Source organism: Actinomadura sp. NPDC048955 (genome assembly GCF_040649435.1).
GTDB lineage: Bacteria > Actinomycetota > Actinomycetes > Streptosporangiales > Streptosporangiaceae > Spirillospora > Spirillospora luteofluorescens.
Genome location: NZ_JBEZJI010000070.1, coordinates 21,896 through 45,811, shown reverse-complemented (window position 1 = coordinate 45,811; position 23,916 = coordinate 21,896). Strand labels below are relative to the sequence as shown.

General features: G+C 72.6%; 23 protein-coding genes and 1 tRNA gene. 9 read left to right on the top strand and 15 right to left on the bottom strand.

Annotated features, from left to right (window positions below; translation table 11 throughout):
* Positions 1-47: 47 nt before the first annotated feature.
* Positions 48-1,436 carry a cystathionine beta-synthase gene (locus AB0C84_RS39470; RefSeq protein ID WP_258941121.1) on the bottom strand — a complete coding sequence of 463 codons (1,389 nt, stop codon included), beginning with the start codon at positions 1,434-1,436 and terminating at the stop codon, positions 48-50.
* A 186-nt stretch (positions 1,437-1,622) separates the two neighbouring features.
* Here AB0C84_RS39470 and AB0C84_RS39465 point away from each other — a divergent pair, with 186 nt between their 5' ends.
* The 3 genes from AB0C84_RS39465 (at position 1,623) to AB0C84_RS39455 (ending at position 4,573) form a co-directional block, all read left to right on the top strand.
* A complete protein-coding gene (locus AB0C84_RS39465) occupies positions 1,623-2,762 on the top strand; it encodes an SGNH/GDSL hydrolase family protein (RefSeq protein WP_361076280.1) in 1,140 nt (379 codons plus the stop codon).
* A gap of 135 nt (positions 2,763-2,897) precedes the next feature.
* Positions 2,898-4,118 (top strand): acetyl-CoA C-acetyltransferase, encoded by a 1,221-nt coding sequence (locus AB0C84_RS39460; protein ID WP_258941119.1) that lies wholly within the window; start codon positions 2,898-2,900, stop codon positions 4,116-4,118.
* Between the two features lie 227 nt (positions 4,119-4,345).
* The gene (locus AB0C84_RS39455; protein WP_179843986.1) at positions 4,346-4,573 is read left to right on the top strand and encodes a DUF4287 domain-containing protein; all 228 of its coding nucleotides are present in this window, start codon (positions 4,346-4,348) and stop codon (positions 4,571-4,573) included.
* A 172-nt stretch (positions 4,574-4,745) separates the two neighbouring features.
* Here the strand turns inward: AB0C84_RS39455 and AB0C84_RS39450 are convergent, their stop codons facing one another.
* The 3 genes from AB0C84_RS39450 to AB0C84_RS39440 form a co-directional block, all read right to left on the bottom strand.
* Positions 4,746-5,537 (bottom strand): Bax inhibitor-1/YccA family protein, encoded by a 792-nt coding sequence (locus AB0C84_RS39450; protein WP_179843987.1) that lies wholly within the window; start codon positions 5,535-5,537, stop codon positions 4,746-4,748.
* A gap of 364 nt (positions 5,538-5,901) precedes the next feature.
* Positions 5,902-5,974 (bottom strand) — tRNA-Leu (locus AB0C84_RS39445).
* Positions 5,975-6,087: 113 nt separating this feature from the next.
* Positions 6,088-7,437 (bottom strand): NAD(P)/FAD-dependent oxidoreductase, encoded by a 1,350-nt coding sequence (locus tag AB0C84_RS39440; RefSeq protein ID WP_361076276.1) that lies wholly within the window; start codon positions 7,435-7,437, stop codon positions 6,088-6,090.
* A 481-nt stretch (positions 7,438-7,918) separates the two neighbouring features.
* Here AB0C84_RS39440 and AB0C84_RS39435 point away from each other — a divergent pair, with 481 nt between their 5' ends.
* Entirely contained in the window at positions 7,919-8,314 is a 396-nt protein-coding gene (locus AB0C84_RS39435) for a DUF4232 domain-containing protein (protein WP_361076274.1), read from the top strand.
* On the opposite strand, the gene AB0C84_RS39430 is transcribed toward AB0C84_RS39435, so the two are convergent.
* The gene (locus tag AB0C84_RS39430; RefSeq protein WP_361076271.1) at positions 8,311-9,132 is read right to left on the bottom strand and encodes a uracil-DNA glycosylase; all 822 of its coding nucleotides are present in this window, start codon (positions 9,130-9,132) and stop codon (positions 8,311-8,313) included. The two genes, AB0C84_RS39435 and AB0C84_RS39430, sit on opposite strands and share 4 nt — an antisense overlap.
* Positions 9,133-9,272: 140 nt before the next feature.
* Between AB0C84_RS39430 and AB0C84_RS39425 the strand changes: the two genes are divergently transcribed.
* The gene (locus tag AB0C84_RS39425; protein ID WP_361076268.1) at positions 9,273-10,046 is read left to right on the top strand and encodes a DUF2510 domain-containing protein; all 774 of its coding nucleotides are present in this window, start codon (positions 9,273-9,275) and stop codon (positions 10,044-10,046) included.
* 158 nt (positions 10,047-10,204) lie between these two features.
* On the opposite strand, the gene AB0C84_RS39420 is transcribed toward AB0C84_RS39425, so the two are convergent.
* The 4 genes from AB0C84_RS39420 to eno form a co-directional block, all read right to left on the bottom strand.
* Positions 10,205-11,158: a Ppx/GppA phosphatase family protein gene (locus AB0C84_RS39420; RefSeq protein ID WP_179843991.1), complete on the bottom strand. Its 954-nt coding sequence runs from the start codon at positions 11,156-11,158 to the stop codon at positions 10,205-10,207.
* Positions 11,155-11,700: a DUF501 domain-containing protein gene (locus tag AB0C84_RS39415; protein ID WP_361076265.1), complete on the bottom strand. Its 546-nt coding sequence runs from the start codon at positions 11,698-11,700 to the stop codon at positions 11,155-11,157. Before AB0C84_RS39415 ends, AB0C84_RS39420 begins: the two co-directional genes overlap by 4 nt.
* A 51-nt stretch (positions 11,701-11,751) precedes the next feature.
* Complete coding sequence (locus AB0C84_RS39410; protein ID WP_179843993.1) at positions 11,752-12,195, bottom strand: septum formation initiator family protein; 444 nt, start codon at positions 12,193-12,195, stop codon at positions 11,752-11,754.
* Between the two features lie 79 nt (positions 12,196-12,274).
* Positions 12,275-13,558, bottom strand: coding sequence for a phosphopyruvate hydratase (eno, locus tag AB0C84_RS39405; RefSeq protein WP_361076284.1), 1,284 nt, complete (start codon positions 13,556-13,558; stop codon positions 12,275-12,277).
* 235 nt (positions 13,559-13,793) lie between these two features.
* On the opposite strand from eno, the gene AB0C84_RS39400 reads away from it, so the two are divergent.
* The 4 genes from AB0C84_RS39400 to AB0C84_RS39385 all read left to right on the top strand — a co-directional run bounded on the left by AB0C84_RS39400 (position 13,794) and on the right by AB0C84_RS39385 (position 17,986).
* Complete coding sequence (locus tag AB0C84_RS39400) at positions 13,794-14,840, top strand: ABC transporter substrate-binding protein (RefSeq protein ID WP_361076261.1); 1,047 nt, start codon at positions 13,794-13,796, stop codon at positions 14,838-14,840.
* Complete coding sequence (locus AB0C84_RS39395; RefSeq protein WP_361076258.1) at positions 14,837-15,613, top strand: ABC transporter ATP-binding protein; 777 nt, start codon at positions 14,837-14,839, stop codon at positions 15,611-15,613. Before AB0C84_RS39400 ends, AB0C84_RS39395 begins: the two co-directional genes overlap by 4 nt.
* Complete coding sequence (locus tag AB0C84_RS39390; RefSeq protein ID WP_361076255.1) at positions 15,603-16,481, top strand: ABC transporter permease subunit; 879 nt, start codon at positions 15,603-15,605, stop codon at positions 16,479-16,481. Before AB0C84_RS39395 ends, AB0C84_RS39390 begins: the two co-directional genes overlap by 11 nt.
* 146 nt (positions 16,482-16,627) lie before the next feature.
* A complete protein-coding gene (locus AB0C84_RS39385) occupies positions 16,628-17,986 on the top strand; it encodes an ATP-binding protein (RefSeq protein ID WP_361076252.1) in 1,359 nt (452 codons plus the stop codon).
* A 39-nt stretch (positions 17,987-18,025) separates the two neighbouring features.
* On the opposite strand, the gene AB0C84_RS39380 is transcribed toward AB0C84_RS39385, so the two are convergent.
* The 6 genes from AB0C84_RS39380 to AB0C84_RS39355 form a co-directional block, all read right to left on the bottom strand.
* Complete coding sequence (locus AB0C84_RS39380; protein WP_361076249.1) at positions 18,026-18,382, bottom strand: tetratricopeptide repeat protein; 357 nt, start codon at positions 18,380-18,382, stop codon at positions 18,026-18,028.
* Positions 18,383-18,433: 51 nt separating this feature from the next.
* Positions 18,434-18,652: a hypothetical protein gene (locus tag AB0C84_RS39375; protein ID WP_179843998.1), complete on the bottom strand. Its 219-nt coding sequence runs from the start codon at positions 18,650-18,652 to the stop codon at positions 18,434-18,436.
* Positions 18,653-18,712: 60 nt separating this feature from the next.
* A complete protein-coding gene (locus AB0C84_RS39370; RefSeq protein ID WP_361076246.1) occupies positions 18,713-19,657 on the bottom strand; it encodes an NADP-dependent oxidoreductase in 945 nt (314 codons plus the stop codon).
* A 104-nt stretch (positions 19,658-19,761) separates the two neighbouring features.
* Positions 19,762-22,194, bottom strand: coding sequence for a transglycosylase domain-containing protein (locus tag AB0C84_RS39365; RefSeq protein WP_361076244.1), 2,433 nt, complete (start codon positions 22,192-22,194; stop codon positions 19,762-19,764).
* A gap of 70 nt (positions 22,195-22,264) precedes the next feature.
* Positions 22,265-23,236, bottom strand: a complete 972-nt coding sequence (locus AB0C84_RS39360; RefSeq protein ID WP_361076241.1) for a MazG family protein — start codon at positions 23,234-23,236, stop codon at positions 22,265-22,267.
* A gap of 5 nt (positions 23,237-23,241) precedes the next feature.
* Positions 23,242-23,898 carry a hypothetical protein gene (locus tag AB0C84_RS39355; RefSeq protein WP_258941104.1) on the bottom strand — a complete coding sequence of 219 codons (657 nt, stop codon included), beginning with the start codon at positions 23,896-23,898 and terminating at the stop codon, positions 23,242-23,244.
* Positions 23,899-23,916 lie beyond the last annotated feature (18 nt).

The window sequence follows — 23,916 nt, the reverse complement described above, 5'->3', positions numbered from 1 at the left end:
AGATCACCGATCTCCAGGCGCTCGTCCGTTCGCGCGCTCGCCGCGGGTCAGCCCGTGGCGTCGGACAGGAAGGCCAGCAGGTCCTGACGGGTGATGAGGCCCTTGGGCTTGCCGTCCACGAGGACGACGGCGGCGCCGGACTTCTCCAGGACGCCGACGGCCTTGCTGACCGGCTCGCCGGAGCCGAGCGTCGGCAGCGGCGCCGCCATGTGCGCCTCGACCGGCTCGGTCATCTTGGCCTGGCCCTTCACCATGATGTCGAGCAGGTCGGTCTCCCCGACCGAGCCGACCACCTCGGCCGCCATGACCGGCGGCTCCTCCTTCATCACCGGCAGCTGCGACACCTCGTACTCGCGCATGATGGCGATCGCGGTCTGCACGGTCTCGTGCGGGTGGACGTGCACGAACTCGGGCAGCGTGCCGCCCTTGCGGGTGAGCACCTCGCCGACCCGCGCCTCCTCGGTGGAGGGGGTGAGGAAGCCGTAGTCCGCCATCCAGCTGTCGTTGAAGATCTTGCCGAGGTAGCCGCGGCCGCCGTCGGGCAGCAGCACCACGATCACCGCGTCCGGATCGGCGCGCTCGGCCACGCGCAGCGCGGCGACGACGGCCATCCCGCAGGACCCGCCGACGAGCAGCGCCTCCTCGCGGGCGAGGCGGCGGGTCATGGTGAAGGAGTCCTTGTCGGACACCGCGATGACCTCGTCGCAGATGTCGCGGTCGTAGGTCTCGGGCCAGATGTCCTCGCCGACGCCCTCGGTGAGGTAGGGGCGGCCGCTGCCGCCGGAGTAGACCGAGCCCTCCGGGTCGGCGCCGACGATCCGGACCCGTCCGCCGGAGACCTCCTTGAGGTAACGGCCGACGCCGCTGATCGTGCCGCCGGTGCCGATGCCCGTGACGAAGTGCGTGATGCGGCCCTCGGTCTGCTCCCACAGCTCCGGCCCGGTCGTCTCGTAGTGCGACTGCGGGTTCTGCGGGTTGGTGTACTGGTTCGGCTTCCACGCGTCGGGGATCTCGGTCACGAGGCGGTCCGAGACCGAGTAGTAGGAGTCGGGGTGCTCGGGGTTCACCGCCGTCGGGCAGACGACGACCTCGGCGCCGTAGGCGCGCAGCACGTCGATCTTGTCCTTGCCGACCTTGTCGGGGCAGACGAAGACACAGCGGTAGCCGCGCTCCTGGGCGACGATGGCGAGCCCGACCCCGGTGTTGCCGGACGTCGGCTCGACGATCGTCCCGCCCGGGCGCAGCGCGCCGGACTTCTCGGCGGCGTCGATCATGCGGACCGCGATGCGGTCCTTCACCGACCCGCCGGGGTTGAAGTACTCCACCTTGGCGAGCACCTGCGGCGCCCGGCCGCCGCCCACGCCGGCGGTCACCTTGCGCAGCCGAACGAGCGGGGTGTTGCCCATCAGTTCGACGAGCGAGTCGTGTACGTGCACCGCGACATCCTTGTCGTTCAGTGTGTTGATCCTGAGGTTGCGTCCCTGTTCCGCCGCCGGTCACGCGCGCGAACCGGCGCAGGGACCGGAAGGTTTCCCGTTCCCGACGGTAGCCGAGATCGGCCACCGCAGGTATCGCGACCCTTGCGCGCGGGTAGGAACTTATTCACGGAGGGTCAGCGCAGCATGTGGAGAGCATTCACCGCCCGCCGCATCGCGGCCGCCGCCGCCTACGGCGGAGGAGGCATCACCGCGCTCGGCGGCATCACGTTCGGCCTGCTGCTGATGCAGGCCAGGCTCGCCCGCAGGACCATCCTCGCACGCCCGAACGGCGACCCGCCGATCGCCGACGGGCTGTACGGCGGGACGCGCGACGGCGAACCGCTCTCGCTCGTCATGCTGGGCGACTCCACCGCCGCCGGGCTCGGCGTGCACACCCCGGACGAGACGCCCGCCGCGCTGCTGGCGACCGGGCTGTCGGCGATCGCGGGACGTCCCGTCCGGCTGACGAACGTGGCCCGCTCCGGTTCCCGCTCGCAGGCGCTCGGCGGGCAGGTCGACCGGGCCCTGCAGACCCGTCCCGACGTCGCCGTCATCATGATCGGCGCCAACGACGTGACGGGGCGGGTCCCGGCCGCCGAGTCGGTCCGCCACCTCGCCCGCGCAGTGGAGCGGCTGCGCGGCGCCGGCGGCGAGGTCGTCGTCGGCACCTGCCCCGACCTCGGCTCCGTCAAGTCGCTGATGCCGCCGCTGCGCTGGTTCGCGCGGCGGGCGAGCCGGCAGCTCGCCGCCGCCCAGACGATCGCCGTCGTCGAGCGCGGCGGCCGCTCGGTGTCGCTCGGCGACCTGCTCGGCCACGAGTTCGCCGCCGACCCCCTGGCGATGTTCAGCGAGGACCGCTACCACCCGTCCGCCCGCGGCTACGCCGCCGCGGCGGCCGCCGTGCTGCCGTCGATGGCGTCCGCGCTCGACCTGGGCCACGACCTGTCCGCGCACCTGACGGCGGACGTCCTCCCCGTCTACCTCGCCGCGGCCGAGGCCGCCGAGCGGGCCGGCACGGAGGTCAGCGGCGCGTCGGTCGCCGGGCGCGACCGCGGCCCCCGGGGCCGCTGGGCCACGCTGCGGCGTCCCCCGCTGCGCCTGCCCTGGCGCCACTCGGAGCCGGGGCCCGCCCGGTCACCGGTGGCGGACCCCGGCCGTCCGGAGCACCGGCCGGGCCTGCGCCCGCGGTGGCCTGACCGGTGGCGCCGGTCCCACCCTCGGGTGCCGGACGTCCCGGGCACATGGGGCGGCGGTCACCAGGCCACCGGGACCCCGCCCAGGTGAGCACGGTAAGCCCGCACTTATTGGACGTGCCGTCCATCAGCTCCAGGGGGCGGCGTGTACGCCGCGGGGGCCCAGCGGCTAGATTGCTGGTGACCGGTGAGTAACACCGTTGGCCGCTGAGAAGGAGACCCGCACATGCCCGAGGCAGTCATCGTCGCAACCGCGCGCTCGCCGATCGGGCGCGCCTTCAAGGGGTCGCTCAAGGACATCCGGCCCGACGACCTCACCGCCCAGATGATCACGGCCGCGATGGCGAAGGTCCCGCAGCTGGACCCGGGCCAGATCGACGACCTGCTGCTCGGCTGCGGCCTGCCCGGCGGCGAGCAGGGCTACAACATGGCGCGCGTGGTGTCGGTCCTGCTGGGCTGGGACAACGTGCCCGGCGCCACCATCACCCGGTACTGCTCGTCCTCGCTCCAGACGACGCGGATGGCGCTGCACGCGATCCGCGCCGGGGAGGCCGACGTCATCGTCTCGGCGGGCGTCGAGACCGTCAGCCGGTTCTCCAAGGGCAGCAGCGACGGCCTGCCCGACACGCAGAACCCGCTGTTCGCCGACGCCCAGGGCCGCACCGCCAAGGCCGGCGAGGGCGGCGCCGCCGTGTGGCACGACCCGCGCGAGGACGGCGCGCTGCCCGACATCTACATCGCGATGGGCCAGACCGCCGAGAACGTGGCGGCCCTGCGCGGCGTGTCCCGGCAGGCGCAGGACGAGTTCGGCGTCCGGTCGCAGAACCTCGCCGAGAAGGCCCTCGCCAACGGGTTCTGGGAGAAGGACATCACCCCGGTGACGCTGCCGGACGGCTCCGTCGTGGCCAAGGACGACGGCCCCCGTCCCGGCACCACCTACGAGAAGGTGTCGCAGCTCCAGCCGGTGTTCCGCCCGGACGGGACGGTCACCGCCGGCAACTGCTGCCCGCTGAACGACGGCGCCGCCGCGGTCGTGGTCATGAGCGACACCAAGGCCGCCGAGCTCGGCATCACCCCGCTGGCCCGCGTCGTGTCGACCGGCGTCACCGGCCTGTCCCCCGAGATCATGGGCCTCGGCCCGGTGGAGGCGTCCCGCAGGGCCCTCGCCAAGGCCGGAATGACGATCGACGACATCGACCTGGTCGAGATCAACGAGGCGTTCGCGGCGCAGGTGCTGCCGTCCGCCGAGGAGCTCGGCATCGACCACGACAAGCTGAACGTCAACGGCGGCGCGATCGCGGTCGGCCACCCCTTCGGCATGACGGGCGCGCGGATCACCTCCACGCTCCTCAACGGCCTCCGGTTCCACGACAAGCAGTTCGGTCTGGAGACCATGTGCGTGGGCGGCGGCCAGGGCATGGCCATGGTCCTGGAGCGCCTCTCCTAGAGGTAAGACCGGCCTTACCTGGGGAAACGGAACCCAGACCTGCGCACGGTGGCCCGCGCGGAACCGCCCTCGGGCGGCTCCACGCGGGCCACCTGCGCGTTTCCGGGGATCATCCCCGTTACGGATGATCTACGTAACGCAATAGATAGGTCCCCGTTAGGGGGTTGTCACATGCGGAGAGGTGTTGCAGAGTCGGCAGGAAGAGCCCCGCGACCTGGAGGTGCCAATTGTCACTGAACCACTCGCCGGAAACGCACAGCAAGCTGATAGCCCGCATTCCGCAAGTCACCGGACGTGACATCCCCGAGTGGTTCACCACGATCGAGAACGGGCCCTCGTTCACGCGCTGCGAGGAACGCAGCACCTGGCTGGCCGAGGAGCACAACCTCTCCCACGGCTACGCCGCGGCCCTGGTCCGCGAGCACGAGCGCACACGCCGCGCCCGCCACTACTGAGCACGCGCCTCCTCCGGGAGGGCGCGCCCGTCGAACTTCATAACGAACGTTGCGGGATCCCGCCAGAGGATGCCCCCGCCGTCGTGCCGCTGCGCGCCACGACCTTGGCGCAGAGATCCCGCACAGATCAGCCCCACGCCGTCCCGGCGCGGGGCTGATCATCGCGAGGGCGCTAGTCGCGCCCGGAGAAGTAGCTGAGCAGCCGCAGGATCTCCAGGTAGATCCACACCAGGCTCAGGACCAGCCCGAACGCGCAGTACCAGGCGAACTTCTCGGGCGCGCCGGTCCGGACCCCGGTCTCCACGGCGTCGAAGTCGAGCAGCAGGAAGAAGCAGCCGACGAGGATCGCGGCGACGCTGAAGACGTAGGCGAGCGGGCTGCCGGGGTCGCGGATCCCGATCCCGTGGTCGCCGCCGAACAGGTGCACCACCAGATTGACGATCATCAACCCGATCAGCGCCAGCCCGGCGGCCATCACGAACCGGGCGAACTTGGGCGTGACCCGCACGATGCGCAGCGCGTAGACGGCGAGAGTGGCGCCGAAGGCCAGCGCCGTCCCGACCACCGCCTGGAAGACCACGCCGTGGTAGATGTCGTTGTAGGAGTGGCTGATGAGGCCGACGACGACGCCGTAGACCGCGGCGAACGCCAGCACGGTCGCCGCGTTCGCCTTGCGGCCGAACGCGATGAACGCCCAGATGCCGATCTCGGCGATGAGCGCCACGACCAGCACGGGCGCGGCGAGCGAGGTGGGCACGAGCGCCCACGCGAGCGCCGCCGTGATCATCAAGGTCACGAGCGTGAGGAACCCGCGGACGACGACGTCGTCCATGGTCATCGGCCGGGTGGCGGCCGGCGCGTATCCGGGCGCGGCGTACGCGGCCCCTCCGTAGGGCTGCGCGCCGTACCCCCCGGCCCGCTGGTCGAAGGCGTTCCCCCGGAACGCGGGGTTTCTGCTCTCCATCAGGTCTCCACTTCGGCCGACGTGACCCCCACTCTAAACCGCGTTCCCCCCACTTGATCAGCCCGAAACCCACCACACCAGCCACGCCCCACCTAACCCCAGCAGCAAAGGCGTAGCCGAGCCCCCCGCAGCGCACAGACCTCCCCCGCCGGCAAAGGCGAAGCCGAGCCCCAGCGGGGAAACGCACCCACATCAGCCCCCGCGACAGCGAAGGCGAAGCCGAGCCCACACGAGCGAAGGCGAAGCCGAGCCCACACGAGGGCGAAGCCCGAGCATCGGGGGTTCCAGGGGGTCGCCCCCCTGGGCAGACACTGCGAGCCCCGGCGAAGCCGATCGAAGATCGGCGAGCAGGGTTGGCTGCACGTGCCCCTGGTCGGACTCGAACCGACACACTGGCTCTTTTAGGGAGCCTGCCTCTGCCGTTGGGCTACAGGGGCGGCGTCATCATATCGAGTCAGTGGTTGTCATCGCCGTCCTCAGGGGCCTTGGGAGTGGAGCTCCTGCGGCCGGGTTCGGCCAGTGGAACGGTCCGGCCGGTCAAGGACGGTTGTCAGATGTCGTGCTTGCGGCCGGCGGCGAGCTCGAACTCCTGGCGGGGCCATTCGAGTTCTCCCAGCGAGACGATCTCGCGACGGAAGAACGCGGCGAGGGTCCAGTCCATGGTGATGCGGAACTTGCGGTTGACGGTCGGCATGCGCGACAGGTGGTAGGTGCGGTGCATGAACCAGGCGGGGAGGCCGCGGAGCTTGAGCCCGTAGACGTTGGCGACGCCCTTGTGCAGGCCGAGGCCGGCGACCGAGCCGACGTAGGCGTGCACGTACGGCTTGCGGGGTTTGCCGCGCAGGTCCGCCACGATGTTGTCGGCGAGGCGCTTGGCCTGGCGGACGGCGTGCTGGGCGTTGGGGGCGGTGAAGTCTCCGGTGTCGGTGAGGTCGGGGACGGCGGCGTTGTCGCCGGCGGCGTAGACGCCGTCGAGTCCTTCGACGGTGAGTTCGGCGGTGGTCCTGATGCGGCTCTTGTCGTCGAGGGGCAGGTCGCTGTCCTTGACGACGGGGTGGGGTTTCACGCCGGCCGTCCAGACGAGGGTGCCGGCTTCGAACTCCTCGCCGTCGCTCAGCACGATGCGGCGTTTCTCGGCGGATTTCAGCAGCGTCTTCATCTTGATCTCGATGCCGCGGCGGCGCAGGGCCTCGGCGGTCCAGCGGCCCATCTCGGGGCCGACCTCGGGGAGGATGCGGTCGGTGGCCTCGACCATCATCCAGCGCATCTCCTTCTCGTCGATGGTCGGGTACCAGCGGCAGGCGTCGCGGGCCATGTCCTCCAGTTCGGCCATGGCTTCGACGCCCGCGAATCCGGCGCCGACGAAGACGAAGGTGAGGGCGCGTCTGCGGACGGTCTCGTTGTCCGGGTTGGACGCGGCGATGTCGAGCTGGTGCAGGACGTGGTTGCGCAGGAAGATCGCCTCTTCGACGGTCTTGAAGCCGATCCCGCATTCGGCGAGGCCCGGGATGGGCAGGGTCCGCGAGATGGAGCCGAGGCTGACCACGAGCAGGTCGTATTCCACGTCCCGTTCCGGGACGCCGGCGGTGTGGGCGCCGGCGGGCCGGATGGTGACCCGTCTGGAGGCGTTGTCGATCCGCGTCACGAACCCGTTGACGACGCGGCAGCGGTTCAGGACCTTGCGCAGCGGCGCGACGACGTGGCGGGGCTCGAGGTTCCCCGCGGCCGCCTCGGGCAGGAACGGCTGGTAGGTCATGTAGGACTGCGGGTCGATGACGGTGACGGCGACCTCGCCGCGGCGGAGTTCGCCGCGCAGCCTCTTCTGCAGGCGCAGGGCCGTGTACATGCCGACGTATCCGCCGCCGACGATCACGATCTGTTTCGTGCGCTGGATTGGCATATCCGGAGCGATACCCGCTTCTGTCGCGGGCTCACGTCTTGGGGGGAGGTGCGAACTTCCTCGCCGCGTCCGACATCTCATCCGATGTACCACCAGAAAGGGAGACTGCGAGGTCAGGGCCCGACGGGGGCGCCAAGCGGTCGCGGGCGGCGGATCGGTGCAGGGGCCGGTCCGCCGCGCCACGGCCGCTTGGCCAAGGCCCTGCCTCGCGGTCAGGCTCCTGGTGGGGACAGCTCTCATTGGGGGATGCGATGCCACGAGTCATCTGGGGGACATTCGCCGTCGCGGCCGTCACCGCTCTCGTGGGGTGCGGTGGGGGCAGCTCCAACGCCGGGCGCACGTCGTCCGAAGGGGACGGTCCGACGGCGCAGTCCGGTGCAACGAGCTCCAGCCCGTCCGGTCCGACGACCGGTGGCGGGAGGACCCGACCGTCAGTATCGGAAGCGGGGGAAGCGCGCAGGAGCCACACTGCACCACGGGCATGCTCGCCGCGTCACTCAGCGGTCTCGACGCGGGCGCGGGCAACCGCTACGTGACGCTCACGCTGACCAACAATTCCGGGAAGCACTGCCGGACCGGCGGCTGGGCGGGACTCCAGCTCTCCGGCACGGCCGGGCGGATCCCCACCAAGGTCTTCCGCGAGGGGACGGCGCGCACGATCGTGATCCCCAACGGCGGCCGCGCCTACGCGCGGCTGCACTGGGCGGTCGTCCCCGCCGACGACGAGACGGGGACGACCTGCGAGCCCGTGGCGGACACCCTGAAGGTGATCCCGCCGAACCAGACCGAGGCCGTGAGCGCGAAGTGGAAGTACGGGCCGGTCTGCCAGCACGGCGAGATCCGGCTGACGCCTCTCGCGACGGCTCCTCCGGCCTAGTGGTGGTCGCGGGCGCGGACGAAGACCGCGTCCAGCATGTCCTCGGTGACCCGGCCGGTGAAGGTGTTCTGCTGGCTCGGGTGGTAGCAGCCCAGCAGCAGGACGGGGTCGCGCCGGGCCGCCGACGGCGGTGGCGCCAGCTCGACCTCGGCGCCGTGGCCGAACTTGGGCCGGGGGCGCGGCACCGCGTACCCGGCCTGCTTCAGCGCGGGCCACACCCCCTGCCAGGCGAACCCGCCGAGGCACACCACGCACCGGACGCTCGGGGCGACCTGCTCGACCTCGCGCGCGAGCCACGGCAGGCAGGTCGTCCGCTCCAGGGGCGTCGGCTTGTTGTCGGGCGGGGCGCAGCGGACGGTAGCCGCCATCCGCGCGCCGATCAGCCGCTGCCCGTCGCCCGCGTGAACGCTGGTCGGCCGGGCCGCCAGCCCGACCCGGTGCAGGGACGCGAACAGCCAGTCGCCCGAGCGGTCGCCGGTGAAGATCCGGCCGGTGCGGTTGCCGCCGTGCGCGGCCGGGGCCAGCCCGACGATCAGGATGCGCGGCCGATCGTCGCCCCATCCGGCGACGGGGCGGCCCCAGTACCGCTCGTCGGCGAACGCCCGGCGACGCTGGACGGCGACCTTCTCCCGCCACTCCACGAGCCGGTCACAGGCGCGGCACACCGACTGGCGGGCGCACAGCTCGTGCAGATCCGGCGCCCCGGCGGCCAGCTCGGCGACGTCGCCGGCGTCGCGGGCGACGGGGGTCGCGGGGCCGGCGGGATCTTCAGGCCACCCTGACCCGGGCGGCACGAACGGAGGGTTGGCGGGCGGCATACCACCGATCGTCCCACGCCACGGCCGGTGGCCGGGTTCCGCCCATGGCCGGTGGGAGGCGGGTCCGGTCGGTACGATGCGTTCGCCGGTCGGGGAGGCGGGTGTCTCGGCACGCGCGTTGGGCGAAGCGGGAGGCAGGAGTGTCGCAACCGGGCTGGTACCCCGACCCCTACGGCACGGGCAGCCTGCGCTGGTGGGACGGGGCGAACTGGACCGAGCGGCTGAACCCCGAGCCCGACCGTCCGCCCCGGCTCCCGCGCCGGGAGCAGCGGCAGGACACCGGGCCCGGCGGGACGCACCACGCGGCTCCGCACGTGCCGACCTGGGACCGCGCTCCGTCCGTCCCCTCTCTCGACGTGAACGTGCGCGGCCTGCACCTGCACGCCGACGACCAGGGCGTCGCCTACGGGAACGCCTCGCTCACCTGGCCGCGCGTGGAGTGGGTGGCGTACTGGGCGGCGGAGCGGCCGGCCGGCCACGGCCACGCCGCCGGGGCCCAGTGGATCTTCCAGGCGGGGCGGTACCCGTTCCACGGCGGTCCCCGGGTGGAGGTGGTGATCGAGGCGGGCGCGCTGCCGGGCCGCCCGCCGGGGCCGGACGGCGAGCCGGAGCGCGTCTGGGGCGGGCTGATCCAGCTCTGCCAGGAGTACGCGGAGCCGCGGCTCGTCGAGGAGCTGGCCGGCCGCGTCCGCGCGGGCGAGTCGGTCGACGTGGCGCAGGGACTCACCGTCCATCCGGGCGGTGTGCGCGGCAACCGGGTGTCGCTGAGCTGGTCGTCGATCTCCGCGGCGACCGTCGACCGGGGCCGGGTCTGGATCCAGCAGGCCGGCAGCACCGCGCCGATCCTCTACGTCCCGCAGCAGAACCCGAACGCCGTGCTGATCCCCGCACTACTGGCGCGACTCAAGCACTAGGGCGGAAGTGGCCTCGGCCACGCACGCGAACGCGTGACCTGCCCGGTGGAGCGAAGCCGGAGGCGAGCGAAACCGGGCAGATCGCGATGCGATGCCGCGTTCGCCCAGGCCAGGTCACGTAGCGAGCCGCCAGGCGAGCGAAGTGGGCCGAGACTGAATTAGCACAGAGACCAGGCGATGCCGTCGAGGATGTCGTGCTCGCTGACGACGACGGCCCCGAACCCGTACTCGCGCATGATCCGGTCGAGGATGAGCGCGCCCGCGCCGATCACGTCGACGCGGCCGGGGTGCATGACGCCGAACTCGGCGCGCTCGGCGCGGGTGGCGTGCAGCAGCCGCCGCGTCACCTCGTGCACCTGGCCGGCGGTGATCCGCGCCAGGTGGATGCGGTCGGGCTCGTAGCGCGGCAGGTCGAGCGCGATGCCGGCGACCGTGGTGACGGACCCGGCGAGCCCCACGAGGGTGCGGGCCTCGTCCACCGGGACGGCCTCCCGGACGGTGGCGAGCGCGGTGTCGATGTCGGCGGCGGCGTTGGAGATCTGCTCGGGCGAGGGCGGGTCGTCCCTCAGGTGCCGCTCGGTCATCCGCACGCAGCCGATGTCGATGGAGCGGGCCGCGTCCGCCGACGAGCTGCCGAGCACGATCTCGGTGGACCCGCCGCCGATGTCGACGACCAGGTAGGGGCGGGCGGGGCGGAGTTTCGCCAGCTCGCGGGTGGCGCCGGTGAACGACAGCCCGGCCTCCTCGTCCCCGCTGATCACCTCGGGGACGACGCCGAAGATGTCGACGACGCCGCTGACGAAGTCGGCCCGGTTGGCGGCGTCGCGGGTCGCGCTGGTCGCGACCACGCGGGTCTTGACCGGCCCGTGCCCGTCGCCGTGCCGCTCGATCAGCTCGGCGTACCCGCGCATCGCGGTGAAGGTGCGCTCCAGCGCGGCGGGCGAGAGCCGCCCGGTCTGGTCGACGCCCTCCCCGAGCCGGACGATCTCCATCCGCCGTTCGACGTCGGTCAGGGTGCCGCCGCCCTCGCCGTCGCCGCCTCCGGCCGTGATGTCGGCGATCAGCAGGCGGACCGAGTTGGTCCCGCAGTCGATGGCCGCGACGCGCGTCACCGCGCCTCCCCGGGTTCAGGTTCCGATTCGACAGGTTCCACGGATTCGATCTGCACGCAGGGCCCCGAGCGCCACCAGTCGGGCAGCGCGTCCAGGGCCTCGCGGCCGAACGGGTTGACGCCCGGCACGGCCATCTCGTGCGCGACGAGGGCGTGCAGGCACTTGACGCGCTCCGGCATCCCGCCGGCGCTCTGCATGCCCTCGGGAAGCGGTTCGACGCCGTCCTCGCGGGCGGCCTCGTCGCGGCGGCGCAGGTAGTCGTCGTGGGCGGCGGCGTACTTCGCCGCCAGGGACGGGTCGTCGGCGAGCCTGGCCTGCATGTCGCGCATGACGCCGCTCCCCTCCAGGGTTCCGATGGCCGAGGCCGCCTTCGGGCACGTCAGGTAGAACAGCGTGGGGAAGGGCGTCCCGTCCGGGAGCCGCGGCGCCGTCTCGATCACGGCGGGCAGCCCGCAGGGGCAGCGCCCCGCCACGCGGCGGACGCCGCGCGGCTCGCGCCCGAGCTGGGCCGCGACCGCGGCCGTGTCACGTGCATCGATCATGTATCCACCCGCGGATCCGGGGATCCGTTCTCCTCGGCGCCTCAAGGAACGTCAGCGGGGCCTGTCGGCGGCCTCCACCGACCGCCACAGCGTCTCGTACCAGGGCGGCCTGCTCTCCGTTCCGCCCCTGCGGGACTGCTGCCCGTCCCCTTCACCGCCGTCCAGGACGATGTAACACTTCACGTCAGGGCGACAGTAATGGAGCCGCCGCGTCGCCTCACGCTCAATGTACGACTTGTCGCCCAGCTGTTGCTTGCGTTGGGCGAGGATCTCGACGTGGCGGCGGGACACCGCCTCCTGCCGGCGCAGGTCGGCGATCTCCTTGCGCTGGGCGATGTACTCCCGGACAGGGTAGGCGAGGCTCAGCGCGATCGCGCACATCACGACCGCGAGGATGGCGGCGCGGCTCGTCAGCGCCGGGTTCGAGCGGCGGCTCCGGCCGCCCCGCGCCCCGTGCTCGCCGCGGTCGGTCTCGTGGTCGTCGCCCTGCGCCATCGTGTCCCCTGCCTGTGGCTCGGCTGCCGGAACCCGGTCGCCCGGCGGGACGGGACGCCGCCCCGCCGGGTCACGCGGCTCAGCCCTGCGCGTCGAAGCGCGGGAACGCGGCGGCGCCGGCGTAGCGCGCGGCGTCGTCCAGCAGCTCCTCGATGCGCAGCAGCTGGTTGTACTTGGCGACCCGGTCGCTGCGGGCGGGGGCGCCGGTCTTGATCTGGCCGCAGTTGGTCGCGACGGCGAGGTCGGCGATCGTGGTGTCCTCGGTCTCGCCGGACCGGTGGCTCATCATGCAGCGGTAGCCGCTGGTCTGCGCGAGCGAGACGGCGTCGAGGGTCTCGCTGAGGGTGCCGATCTGGTTGACCTTGACCAGCAGGGCGTTGGCGGCGCCGGACTTGATGCCGCGGCCGAGCCGCTCGGGGTTGGTGACGAACAGGTCGTCGCCGACGAGCTGGACGCGGTCGCCGACGGCGGCGGTGAGGCCCTCCCAGCCGGTCCAGTCCTCCTCGTCGAGGGGGTCCTCGATGGAGACGAGCGGGTAGTCGCCGAGCAGCTCGGCGTAGTAGGCGGCCATGTCGTCGGCGGACCGCTTGGTGCCCTCGAACGCGTACTGGCCGTCGGCGTGGAACTCGGTGGCGGCGACGTCGAGCGCGAGGGCGATGTCGCGGCCGGGGGTGAAGCCGGCCTTGCGGATCGCCTCCAGGATGAGGTCGAGGGCGTCCCGGTTGCTCGGCAGGTCGGGGGCGAAGCCGCCCTCGTCGCCGAGGCCGGTGTTCAGGCCCTTGGACTTCAGCACCGACTTCAGCGCGTGGTAGGTCTCGGCGCCCCAGCGGACCGCCTCGGCGAAGGTGGCCGCGCCGATCGGCGCGATCATGAACTCCTGGACGTCGACGTTGGTGTCGGCGTGCGCGCCGCCGTTCAGGATGTTCATCATCGGGACGGGCAGCAGGTGCGCGTTCGGGCCGCCCACGTACCGGAACAGCGGCAGGCCGGCGGAGTCGGCGGCGGCCTTGGCGACGGCGAGGCTGACGCCGAGGATGGCGTTGGCGCCGAGCGCGGACTTGGCGGGGGTGCCGTCGAGGTCGATCAGCAGCTGGTCGATCAGGCGCTGGTCGGAGGCGGGGTAGCCGACGAGCTTCTCGTCGATGGTCTCGTTGACGGCCTTGACGGCCTTGCGGACGCCCTTGCCGCCGTAGCGCTCGCCCCCGTCGCGCAGCTCGACCGCCTCGAACTGGCCGGTGGAGGCGCCGCTCGGGACCGCCGCGTGCGCCTCGGTCCCATCGGCGAGCAGCACCTCGACCTCGACGGTCGGGTTGCCGCGGGAGTCAAGGATCTCCCGGGCGATTACAGCCTCGATCGACGACACGGGGAACCCCCTGATGGTGCGGATGGTCGGTGCGGTCACCGAGCCTATCCGCGCGGCCCCGCCGACGCCCAACCGCCTCGCCGTTGCCCGGCGCGCGGAGTACATAGAGGACGGCGGCGGCGAAACCACCCCACCGCGGCGACCGCATCGTGCCAGGAACGCGACTTGACGCGGAGAACACCCGCCTTATCTACTATGCAGGTCAAACAGACTTGATTGATAGGGAAAGATGACAATGCATCGTGGACTCCGCGGGCGCATCGCCGCCGTGGCACTGACCGCATCGGTCGCAGCGGGCACGCTCGGCGCCTGCGGCGGCGACGATGGGGGCTCCGGCGGGGACGCGGCCCCGCTGCGGCTCGGCTACTTCCCGAACATCACCCACGCGACCGCCCTCGTCGGCGTCGAGAAGGGCATCTTCGCCAAGCACCTCGGCACCGCGCCGAAGACCGCGACGTTCAACGCCGGCCCGGCCGCCGTCGAGGCGCTGTTCTCCGGGGCGATCGACGCGACGTTCGTCGGGCCCAACCCGTCCATCAACGCCTGGTCCAAGTCGCACGGCAAGGCGGTCCACATCATCTCCGGCGCTGCCTCGGGCGGCGTCTCGCTGGTCGTCAAGCCCGGGATCAAGGGCGTCCAGGACCTGCGCGGCAAGAAGATCGCGACCCCGCAGCTCGGCAACACGCAGGACGTGGCGCTGCGGTACTGGCTGAAGAAGAAGGGCCTCGCCGCGAACAAGGACGGCAGCGGGGACGTCAAGGTCGTCCCGCAGGAGAACGCCCAGACGCTGCAGACGTTCGCGCAGGGCGACATCGACGGCGCCTGGGTGCCCGAGCCGTACGCCTCGCGGCTGATCCTGGAGAACAAGGGCGAGCGGCTGCTGGACGAGAAGTCGCTGTGGCCCGGCGGCAAGTTCGTCATCACCAACCTGCTCGTCAGCCAGGAGTACGAGAAGAAGCACCCCGAGCAGGTCAAGAAGCTGCTCCAGGGCGTCGTGGAGGCGACCGACTACATCACTCGGAACAAGGCGGACGCCGAGAAGGTCACCAACGACGCCCTCGCCAAGCTCAGCGGCAAGCCGCTCAAGCAGGACGTGCTCGCCGCGGCCTTCAAGGAGATCGACTTCACCACCGACCCGGTCGCGTCCTCGCTGGTCGCCGGCGCGGCGCACGCCGAGGAGATCGGCCTGCTGGACAAGACCGACCTGGCCGGGATCTACAACCTGGCCCCGCTCAACGACGTGCTCAAGGCGGGCGGGAAGGCACAGGTCAGCGACCGATGACCGCGGACACGGCGGTCCGGCTCAGCGAGGTCTCCAAGGCGTTCGGGACGGGCGGATCGGCGCTCCTCGCGCTCGACAGGGTCTCCCTGGACGTGGCGCCGGGCGAGTTCACGTGCCTGGTCGGCGCGTCCGGCTGCGGCAAGAGCACGCTGCTCAACCTGGTCGCCGACCTCGAACGCCCGAGCGCCGGGACGATCACCAAGGACGGCGCGCGGGTCGCGCTGATGTTCCAGGAGCCCGCGCTGTTCCCGTGGCTGACCGTGACCGGCAACCTCGAACTCGCCCTGAAGGCGCGCGGCATCCCCCGGGGCGAGCGGCGGAGCCGGGCGGCCCGGCTGCTCGACTCGGTGCACCTCGGCGGGTTCGCGGGCCGGCGCCCGCACCAGCTGTCGGGCGGCATGCGGCAGCGGGTCGCGCTCGCCCGCGCCCTGGCCCTCACCGAGGACGACGCGGGCGACGGGCAGGGGACCGTCCTGCTGATGGACGAGCCGTTCGGCGCGCTCGACGCGATGACCCGCGACCTGCTGCACGACGAGATCGAGCGGATCTGGCGGGAGCGCGCCCTGACGGTGCTGTTCGTCACCCACAACGTCAGGGAGGCGGTGCGGCTCGGCGACCGGGTGGTGCTGCTCAGCAGCCGGCCGGGCCGGGTCGTGCAGGAGTTCCCCGTCCCGATGGAGCGGCCGCGGCGGATCGACTCGCCCGAGGTCGCCTCCCTGGCCGGGACCATCACCGACCGGCTGCGCGAGGAGGTCGTCCGGCATGGCGCATGACACGGTGAAGGGGGAGGCGCGGCTCGAACGCGAGATCGCCGGGCTGGACGCGCTGGAGCTCGGCGGCACGACGCGCGTCCGGCTCCTGCGGCGGGCGTGGTCGGCGGTGTGGCCGATGCTGGCGGCCGTCCTCATCGCGCTCGCGGCGTGGCAGCTGGTCGTGTGGAGCGGCTGGAAGGAGCCGTGGGTGCTCCCCGGCCCCGGCGACACGCTCCCGGTGTTCTGGGACCAGCTCACCTCGGCGCGGTTCTGGGACGCCGTCGCGCTGACGATGCGGCGGGCCGTCGTCGGATTCGCCTTCGCGGTGGCCGTCGGCGTGGTGGTCGGCGCGCTCGTGGCGCGGTTCCGGGTGCTGCGCCGGGCGTTCGGATCGCTGATCACCGGGCTGCAGACCATGCCGTCGATCGCCTGGTTCCCGCTCGCCATCCTGCTGTTCCGGCTCAGCGAGAGCGCGATCCTGTTCGTGGTGATCCTCGGCGCGGCCCCGTCGATCGCCAACGGGCTGATCGCGGGCGTCGACTACACGCCGCCGATCCTGCTGCGCGCCGGGAAGGTGATGGGGCTGCGCGGCCTCGCGCTGTACCGGCACCTGATCATGCCGGCGTCGCTCCCGTCGTTCGTCGCGGGGCTGAAGCAGGGCTGGGCGTTCGCGTGGCGCAGCCTGATGGCGGGCGAACTGCTGGTCATCATCGGCGACACGACCTCGCTCGGCGTGCTGCTGTCGCAGGCCAGGGAGCTGAACAACACCGCCGACATGATCTCCTACATGCTGATGATCTTGATCCTGGGCATCGTGATCGACCGGCTCTTCGGCCTGGTCGACGGAGCCATCCGACGCCGCTGGGGCCTGGACGAAGGGTCGGCCTAGAAACTTTTACCCACCGGCCCGGGTGGAGTCCGCCCTGGTCAGGTATGTAATCCCGGTACTGGCATGCCGCGCAGCACACCGGGGAGGTCGTCATACGCGTCCGGCTCCGCCGGCCGACGAGCCCGAGCGGCTGGATCTGGCGAGCCGTGCTGCGTCACCCGGAGATCCGGTTCCGGGTGACGGTGGCGGCCTCGCTGATCGCCTTCGTGCTGTCGTCGGCGCTGAGCGTGGTGCTGCTCATCCAGATCAGGCAGACCGCCTACGTCGACCTCCTACGGGTGATGGCACGCGACAACCGGCGGACGGCGACAGCGATCGAGACCGGGCAGTTGACCCTGGACATCTCCCCCACCACCGACAGCCTCCAGCAGGTGGTGAACCAGCGGGGCGAGGTGGTCGCGGCCACGCCGCGGATGCAGGGCCGCGCCAGGGTCCGGTTCCCGCCGCCCGACCCCTTCGATGAGCGCCGGATCGGCCGGGTCTGCGGCATCGACGCACCGGGGGCCCACTGCTTCGTGATCTTCGAGCGCCGGGTGGGGGTGGGGCCGGACGCGCTGTACATCATCTCGCTGGCCCCGGCCCAAGGGCTGCTGCCGCGTCCGGCGCTCGGCTCGCTGGTCCTGCTCGGCGTCCCGTTCCTCACCTTTCTCGCCGGCTACGGAACGTGGCTGTCGGTGAGCCGTGCGCTGCGTCCGGTCGACCGGATCCGCCGGGACCTGGACGAGATCACCGCCACGGACCTGGAGCGCCGCGTCCCGGAGCCGTACCGGCGCGACGAGGTGGGGCGGCTCGCCGAGAGCGTGAACGCCACCCTGGACCGCCTGGAGGAGGCGGTCGCGCGGCAGCGCGCGTTCGTCTCCGACGTGTCGCACGAGCTGCGCAGCCCGCTCACCGCGCTGCGCATGGAGCTGGAGCTGGCGCTGTCGGCGCCGGAGGACGCCGACGTCCCGGCCGCGCTGCGCGCCCTCCTCGTCAACACCGAGCGGCTGTCGGCGGTGGTGGACGATCTGCTGGCGCTCGCACGGCTCGACGCCGACAGCACCTTCCCGCGCGAACGGGTGGACCTGACCGAGATCATCGACCAGGAGGTGCTGCGCCGCCCGCGCCGCGCGCAGGTGACGGTGCTGGCGGAGGGGCCGGTGACGGTGCGGGGCGGGCGCAGCGAGCTGTCGCGGCTGCTGACCAACCTCATCGACAACGCCGACCGGCACGCCGCCTCCGAGGTGACGGTGATCCTGCGCCCGGAGCCGCCCTCCACCGCGGTGGTGGAGGTGATCGACGACGGCACGGGCGTCGTGCCCGAGGACCGCGAGCGGGTGTTCGAGCGGTTCGCGCGGCTGGCGGAGGGCCGGCACCGCGACGCCGGCGGCACCGGTCTCGGTCTGGCGATCTCCCGCGACATCGCCGAGGCGCACCGCGGCTCGCTGATCCTCACCGATCGCATCGACGGCGTCCCCGGCGCCCGCTTCGTCCTGCGCCTCCCCCGCGACGACTCCCCGGGGTAGCCGCCCCCTCGGGGACGGCCACCTCCGGTGAACCGGTGGTCAGGCCAGGTCGGCGGCGGTCACCGAGACCTCGATCTCCTCGGTGGGCGCGATGCCCATGGCGCCGGCCAGCCTGCGGAAGGCGCGGGCCTCGTCCGGACGGCTCCGCCGCTCCAGGGTGCGGGCCAGCGCCTCGTAGGCCCAGCCGTTGCCCGGGTCCAGCTCGACCAGCCGGCGGAACGTCTCCTCGGCGCGGCCGAGCTGGGCGCTGTGGAAGTAGGCGCGGCCGAGCAGCTCGACCGCGGCGCGGTTGCCCGGCTCGCCGGCGGCGATCGGGGCCAGCATGCGCGCCGCGCCCGCGTAGTCCCGGGCGTCGAAGAACGACGTCGCGCGCTCGAACTCCTCGTAGGTGGTCATGCCTGCGGAACCGGGGGCGGACGGGGTTTGTTCCCGGCCGCCCCCGGGCGCTCAGGTCATCCCGAGATCGCCGCGCAGCCGCTCGCGTTCGGCCTCCAGCAGGTCGATCTGCCCCTGCAGCTCCTCGCGCTGGGCGAGGTACTGGCCGGAGTCCACCATGTCCGTGGGGTCGCCGGACGGCGACGGAAGGTCCGCGCGCAGCCTCCGCAACGAGTCCTCGATGTCGCGGAGCCGGGCGCGCCGGTCGTCTTCGGTCTCACTCTGGTTCATGTGCCTCCTCCTCCGGCTCTGCATGCCCGCGCGGCCGCCGTCCTCACCCCGGCGGCGGTGTCAGACCCGCAGGACGGTCTTCCCGCGCGCGCCGCCCATACGGTTGTCGGCCAGGGCGTCGGCCGCCTGCTCCAGCGGGACCTCCCGCTCGACCCGGACGCGCAGCGCGCCCGAGTCGATCAGGTCGCTGAGGCGTTCCAGCAGCTCGGCGGACGGCTGCCCCTGCAGGTTGACGCCGCGCAGCCCCTTGGCCTCCATCGAGTCGGGGTTCACCGACCAGGTGGTGGAGATGTAGGTGCCGCCGGGCCGCAGCAGCTGCACGAGGTGCTCGGCCGACCGGTTGTCGCCGGCCATGTCGAGGATCGCGTCGATCCCGTCGGAGTGGACGGCGAGCACCTGCCGGTTGAGGTCGCCCGCGGAGTGGTCGACGGTCTCGTCCGCGCCGAGGCGCCGCATCGTCCCCGCCATGTCGTCGCGGGCGGTCGCGATGACCTTGGCCCCCGCGCGGGAGGCGAGTTGCACCGCGCCCTGCCCGACGCCGCCGGTCGCGCCCACCACCAGGACGGTCTGGCCGGTGTCGATCCGCGCCTGGTCGACCATGGCGAGCGCGGTCGCGCTCGCGGTCGGCACCGCCGCCGCCTGCGTGTAGATCATCCCTTGCGGCATCCGCGCGACCGGGCCGTCCTCGCGGACGAGGACGTACTCGGCGTAGCTGCCGAGCCCGCGCTCCACCATGCCGAAGGCCCCGTAGACCTGCTCGCCGTGCCGCAGCCGGGTGACGCCCTCGCCGGCCTCCTCCACGACGCCCGCGCCGTCCCGGCCGAGGATCAGCGGGAACGGCACGTCGACGGAGTCCTTGAGCATGCCCTCGGCGATCTTCCAGTCCAGCGGGTTCAGCCCCGCGGCGATCACCCGGACCAGGATCTCGCCGGGCCCCGGCTCCGGGCGCGGCAGGTTCATGAGCGCCGGCGTGGCGCCGTACTCGGACACGGCGATGGCTCGCATGACGATGGTCCCCCGAAACGGATCAGCGCGGGACGCCCGCGTCCCGCTGTCGATCTTCCCGTACCGATCTACCCGCCGGTCGGACGATCACACGTCGGCGCAGGTCACGCGGGGGCCTGCCGCGCCGGTCCGCCGGGTTCGGGGGTCGGTGTGACGGGCGGGCCGCCTCCCCTGCGCTGCCCGCCGGGGCCGCGCCCGGCGCCCTTGCTGACGTACAGGGTGATGGTGTCGCCGGGCTCGGCCGACGCGGGCGACAGCCCGGCGACGGTCCCCTTCGGGAACCGGCGGGACTCCACCGGCGCGCCGATCCGGGCCTTGAAGCCGGCGGCGCGGAGCCTCGCGACGGCCTCGCCCGGCTTCATGCCGCGCACGTCGGGCACCCTGGCCCGGTCCTCACCGGAGCCCCTGCTGAAGTAGCGCGACGGAGGCCGGTGGAACGAGGACGGACCGGTGCGCGACAGCGCCCCGAGCATGCTCTGCCGCCAGATCGGCGCCGGGATCGTCGCCCCGAACACCGACCCGTAGCACCGGCCGTCCATGCACAGGTTCTCCATGGGGTGCTTGTAGCCGCCCCGCGGGTCGCCGACCCACACGGCCGCCGCCAGGTCCGGGGTGTACCCGGCGAACCAGGCGGCGGAGAAGTTGTCGACGGTCCCCGTCTTGCCCGCGGCGTCGCGGCCGAGGCCCATGCCGCGCGCGGTGCCCTTGGTCAGGACGCCGCGCAGGACGTAGTTGACGGCGTCCGCGACGCCCTCGTCCATCGCCTTCTCGCAGTGGCGCCCCGGCACCTTGAGCTTCTTGCCGGACGCGCCGCGGATCTCCCGGATCGCGATCGGCTCGCAGTAGCGGCCGCGGGCGCCGAACGCCGCGTAGGCCGCCGCGAGCCGCAGCGGGGAGACGGGGTTGAAGCCGAGCGTGAACGAGGGGTACTGCTCCAGCGGCTTGCCGTTCGCCTGCTTCATCCCGAGCCGTTCGGCCATCTTCACGGTGTCGCAGAGGCCGACCTTCTTCTCCAGGGCGAGGAAGAACGTGTTGACCGAGTGGTGCGTCCCGGTGACGAGGCTGAACTGCTTGCCGCCCTCGCCGTCGGCGGAGTTGCGCAGGGAGGCGGACGCGTCGCCGACGCGGTCGCCGTCGCAGTTGCGGTAGCCGACGGGCGTGTACGCGCGCGGCGCCATCATCCGGGTCCCGAACGGCATGCCCTCGTCCAGCGCCGCGGCCAGCGTGAACGCCTTGAACGTGGACCCGGCCTGCATGCCGATGCTGGAGCCGTGGCTGGCGTCGGCGGCGAAGTTGATCCACGTCCTGCCGCGGTCCCGGTCGGGGCCGAGCTCGCGGTCCACGGCCATCGCCTTGATCTCGCCGGTGCCCGGCTGCACCATCGCCTCGGCGGCGGCCTTGTGCGCGGAGTTCTTCGGCGGGACGTGCCGGTCGACGGCGCGCTGCGCGGCCCTCTGCGCCCGCCGGTCCAGGGTGGTGCGGATCGTCAGCCCGCCGCGCTTGAGCAGCTTCTCCCGGTCCTCGGCCGTCTCGCCGAACACCGGGTCGGTGAGGATCTCGCGCTGGACGTAGTCGCAGAAGAACGGGGCGTCGCTGGTGACGCAGCCGCTGTGCACGTTGGCGACGTCCAGCCTGACGGGCGCCCGCTTGGCCTCGGCCGCCCTGGCCGGATCGAGCCAGCCGAGCTCGGCCATCCGGGTCAGGACGGTGTCGCGCCGCTGCCGGGCCGCGCCGGGGTGGCGGATCGGGTCGTAGGCGTAGGGGTAGCGGACGACGCCCGCGAGCAGCGCCGCCTCCGGCAGCGTCAGCTCGGAGGCGTGCTTGGAGAAGTAGTGCCGGGACGCCGCCTCGACGCCGTAGGCGCCGTCGCCGTAGTAGGCGATGTTGAGGTAGCGGCGCAGGATCTCGTCCTTGCTGAACCTCTTCTCCAGCGCGACCGCGTACTTCAGCTCACGGATCTTGCGGGCGGCCGAGACCTCCCGGGCCTCCTGGCGCTCGGCGTCGGTGTCGGCCTGGGTGAGCAGCAGGTTCTTCACGTACTGCTGGGTGATGCCGGAGCCGCCCTGCGTCACCTGGCCGCTGCTGAGGTTGCTGGCGAGCGCCCGCAGGGTGCCCTGCGCGTCGATGGCGCCGTGCTCGTAGAAGCGGCTGTCCTCGATCGCCAGCACCGCCTGGCGCAGCACCGGAGCGATCTTCTTGAACGGGACGTCGACCCGGTTCTGGTAGAAGAACGTGGCGAGAGTGGAGCCGTCCGCGGCGAGGATCTTCGAGCGCTGCGGGACGCCCGAGGTGCTCAGCCCGTCCGGCTCGGCCTCGAACCACCCGGCGGCGTCGCGGGCGCCGACGCCCGCCGTGCACGCGGTCGGCAGCAGCATGAGCGCGACGAGCAGGCCGGCCAGGCCGCCGAAGGCGCCGAGGCCGCGCAGCGCGCGGGCCTTCTCGGCGCGGGTCGTCGACGGGGTGAGCAGGCGGCGGCGCCGCGCGGCGGGGGCTCCCCGCCCGGGATCCCCAGCGTCACTTCCGGCCTCGGTCGGCACGCGCTCAGAGTAGACGCGCCTCCCCGAGCGGACCACCCCATCGGCGAGGTTCCGCCCGTTATCCCCCGATTCAGGGCTCGCGCCGCTCCCACGCTCGGACACGCTCGCGGAATACCCGGGAAACGGCCCGCAACTCCGACTCCGCGTCCACTCCCTGCTCACAAGCCTCGCGGACCAGCGCGAACAGCCGTCCGCCCAGCCCTGCCCCGGCCTCCTCCGCCAGCCCCTCGGCGAGGCCGGACGGGGCGCCCATGCGCGCGGCGCGGCGCTGCAACTGCGCGGCCAGCGACAGCGCGGGCTGGCCCATCGGCACCCCGTCGAGCGCCGAGGCGTCCGCGCCGCTCTTCTCCGCCCGCTCGGCCGCCTTGATCTGCTCCCAGTTGGCGTTGACCTCGTCGGCGCCGGAGACGGTGACGTCCCCGAACACGTGCGGGTGCCGCCGGACGAGCTTGTCGACGATCGCGCCCGCCACGTCGTCGATCGTGAATTCGGTCCCGTCGTCGCGCTCGGCGGCCACCACCGAGTGGAACGCCACCTGCATCAGCACGTCGCCCAGTTCCTCGCGGAGCGCGCCGTAGTCGCCCTCCTGGACGGTGTCGAGGACCTCGTACGCCTCCTCCAGCAGGTACGGGACGAGGGTGGTGTGCGTCTGCTTGCGGTCCCACGGGCACTCGCGGCGCAGCGTGTCCATCACCGACACCAGGTCGAGCAGCCGCGCGCCGGGCAGGTCGTAGGAGCCGTGCAGCACCTCGACGTCCAGCGGGTCGTCGACGACCAGGGCCCCGATCCCGCGCATCAGCGCCTCGTCGCCCTCGGGCGCGGCCGCCCACAGGACGTCCGCGCGCCGGGCGTCGGCCACCAGGACGGCCGGGTCGGGCTCCTCCACGAGATCCGGGACGACGCCGGCGTCGAGGAGCGCGGGCAGCAGCGGATGCCCGTCGCGGAGGCGGACGGCGTCCGCCGACCGGAGCGCGTCCCAGGCCCGCCAGGTCAGCAGGCCCGGCGCGACCCGGTGCGTGGTCGCCAGCACGGTCAGGCTCATGCGACTCAGATACCCGAATCGGGGCTGGACAGCCGGTAGACGATCGGGGCGACCTCGAACTTGGCGGGGTCGTAGTGCCCGTAGCGCGGGTTGACCTTGATGTGCATGCCGGCGGCGGTGCGCTGGAACAGCTCGTTCCACTGCCGTCCGGCCTGCTCGGTCGCCGGGTTCAGCCGGTTGTTCAGGTCGGCGCCGTAGCGCTGCATGACCGCCAGCTGCGTCGCCACCAGCCGCGCCAGGTCGCGGGCGTGCGCGCGGGGCAGCCCGCTCGCCAGCGTGATCGACTGGGACCCGCCCTGGCGGTCCAGGGCCTGGAGCGCCCCGTCGACCTGCCCACCGGTGACCTCGACCCCCGCCCGCCGCGCCACCCTGTCGGCGACCCTGAAGTTGATCAGCAGGGTCAGCGCGCCCTGCAGGTCGGACTCGGAGTCGCCGGCGACTTGCGGCGCCGGATTGGCGGGGTTGGCGCGCAGCTCGTTGGCCGCCGGGTCCGAGCGGAACTGCGAGCGCCAGTCACGGACGGTCTGGGTGAGGGTGGTGACGGTGATGCGGTCGTCGCCGACGAGTGCGGCGGTGCCGACCTTCGGGGAGCCGCCGCAGCCGGCCAGCGCGCCGGCCGCCAGCACGACCGCCACCGCCGCCTTCACGGACTTACCAGGCACGGATTCCTCGTCTCGTCG

Coding starts and splice junctions, on each gene's coding strand:
- AB0C84_RS39400 (WP_361076261.1), top strand. CDS start 13,794: ATGCATCGTGGACTCCGCGGGCGCATCGCCGCCGTGGCACTGACCGCA.
- AB0C84_RS39450 (WP_179843987.1), bottom strand. CDS start 5,537: ATGGAGAGCAGAAACCCCGCGTTCCGGGGGAACGCCTTCGACCAGCGG.
- AB0C84_RS39360 (WP_361076241.1), bottom strand. CDS start 23,236: ATGAGCCTGACCGTGCTGGCGACCACGCACCGGGTCGCGCCGGGCCTG.
- AB0C84_RS39465 (WP_361076280.1), top strand. CDS start 1,623: ATGTGGAGAGCATTCACCGCCCGCCGCATCGCGGCCGCCGCCGCCTAC.
- AB0C84_RS39390 (WP_361076255.1), top strand. CDS start 15,603: ATGGCGCATGACACGGTGAAGGGGGAGGCGCGGCTCGAACGCGAGATC.
- AB0C84_RS39395 (WP_361076258.1), top strand. CDS start 14,837: ATGACCGCGGACACGGCGGTCCGGCTCAGCGAGGTCTCCAAGGCGTTC.
- AB0C84_RS39410 (WP_179843993.1), bottom strand. CDS start 12,195: ATGGCGCAGGGCGACGACCACGAGACCGACCGCGGCGAGCACGGGGCG.
- AB0C84_RS39460 (WP_258941119.1), top strand. CDS start 2,898: ATGCCCGAGGCAGTCATCGTCGCAACCGCGCGCTCGCCGATCGGGCGC.
- AB0C84_RS39415 (WP_361076265.1), bottom strand. CDS start 11,700: ATGATCGATGCACGTGACACGGCCGCGGTCGCGGCCCAGCTCGGGCGC.
- AB0C84_RS39430 (WP_361076271.1), bottom strand. CDS start 9,132: ATGCCGCCCGCCAACCCTCCGTTCGTGCCGCCCGGGTCAGGGTGGCCT.
- AB0C84_RS39440 (WP_361076276.1), bottom strand. CDS start 7,437: ATGCCAATCCAGCGCACGAAACAGATCGTGATCGTCGGCGGCGGATAC.
- AB0C84_RS39380 (WP_361076249.1), bottom strand. CDS start 18,382: ATGACCACCTACGAGGAGTTCGAGCGCGCGACGTCGTTCTTCGACGCC.
- AB0C84_RS39370 (WP_361076246.1), bottom strand. CDS start 19,657: ATGCGAGCCATCGCCGTGTCCGAGTACGGCGCCACGCCGGCGCTCATG.
- AB0C84_RS39435 (WP_361076274.1), top strand. CDS start 7,919: ATGCTCGCCGCGTCACTCAGCGGTCTCGACGCGGGCGCGGGCAACCGC.
- AB0C84_RS39375 (WP_179843998.1), bottom strand. CDS start 18,652: ATGAACCAGAGTGAGACCGAAGACGACCGGCGCGCCCGGCTCCGCGAC.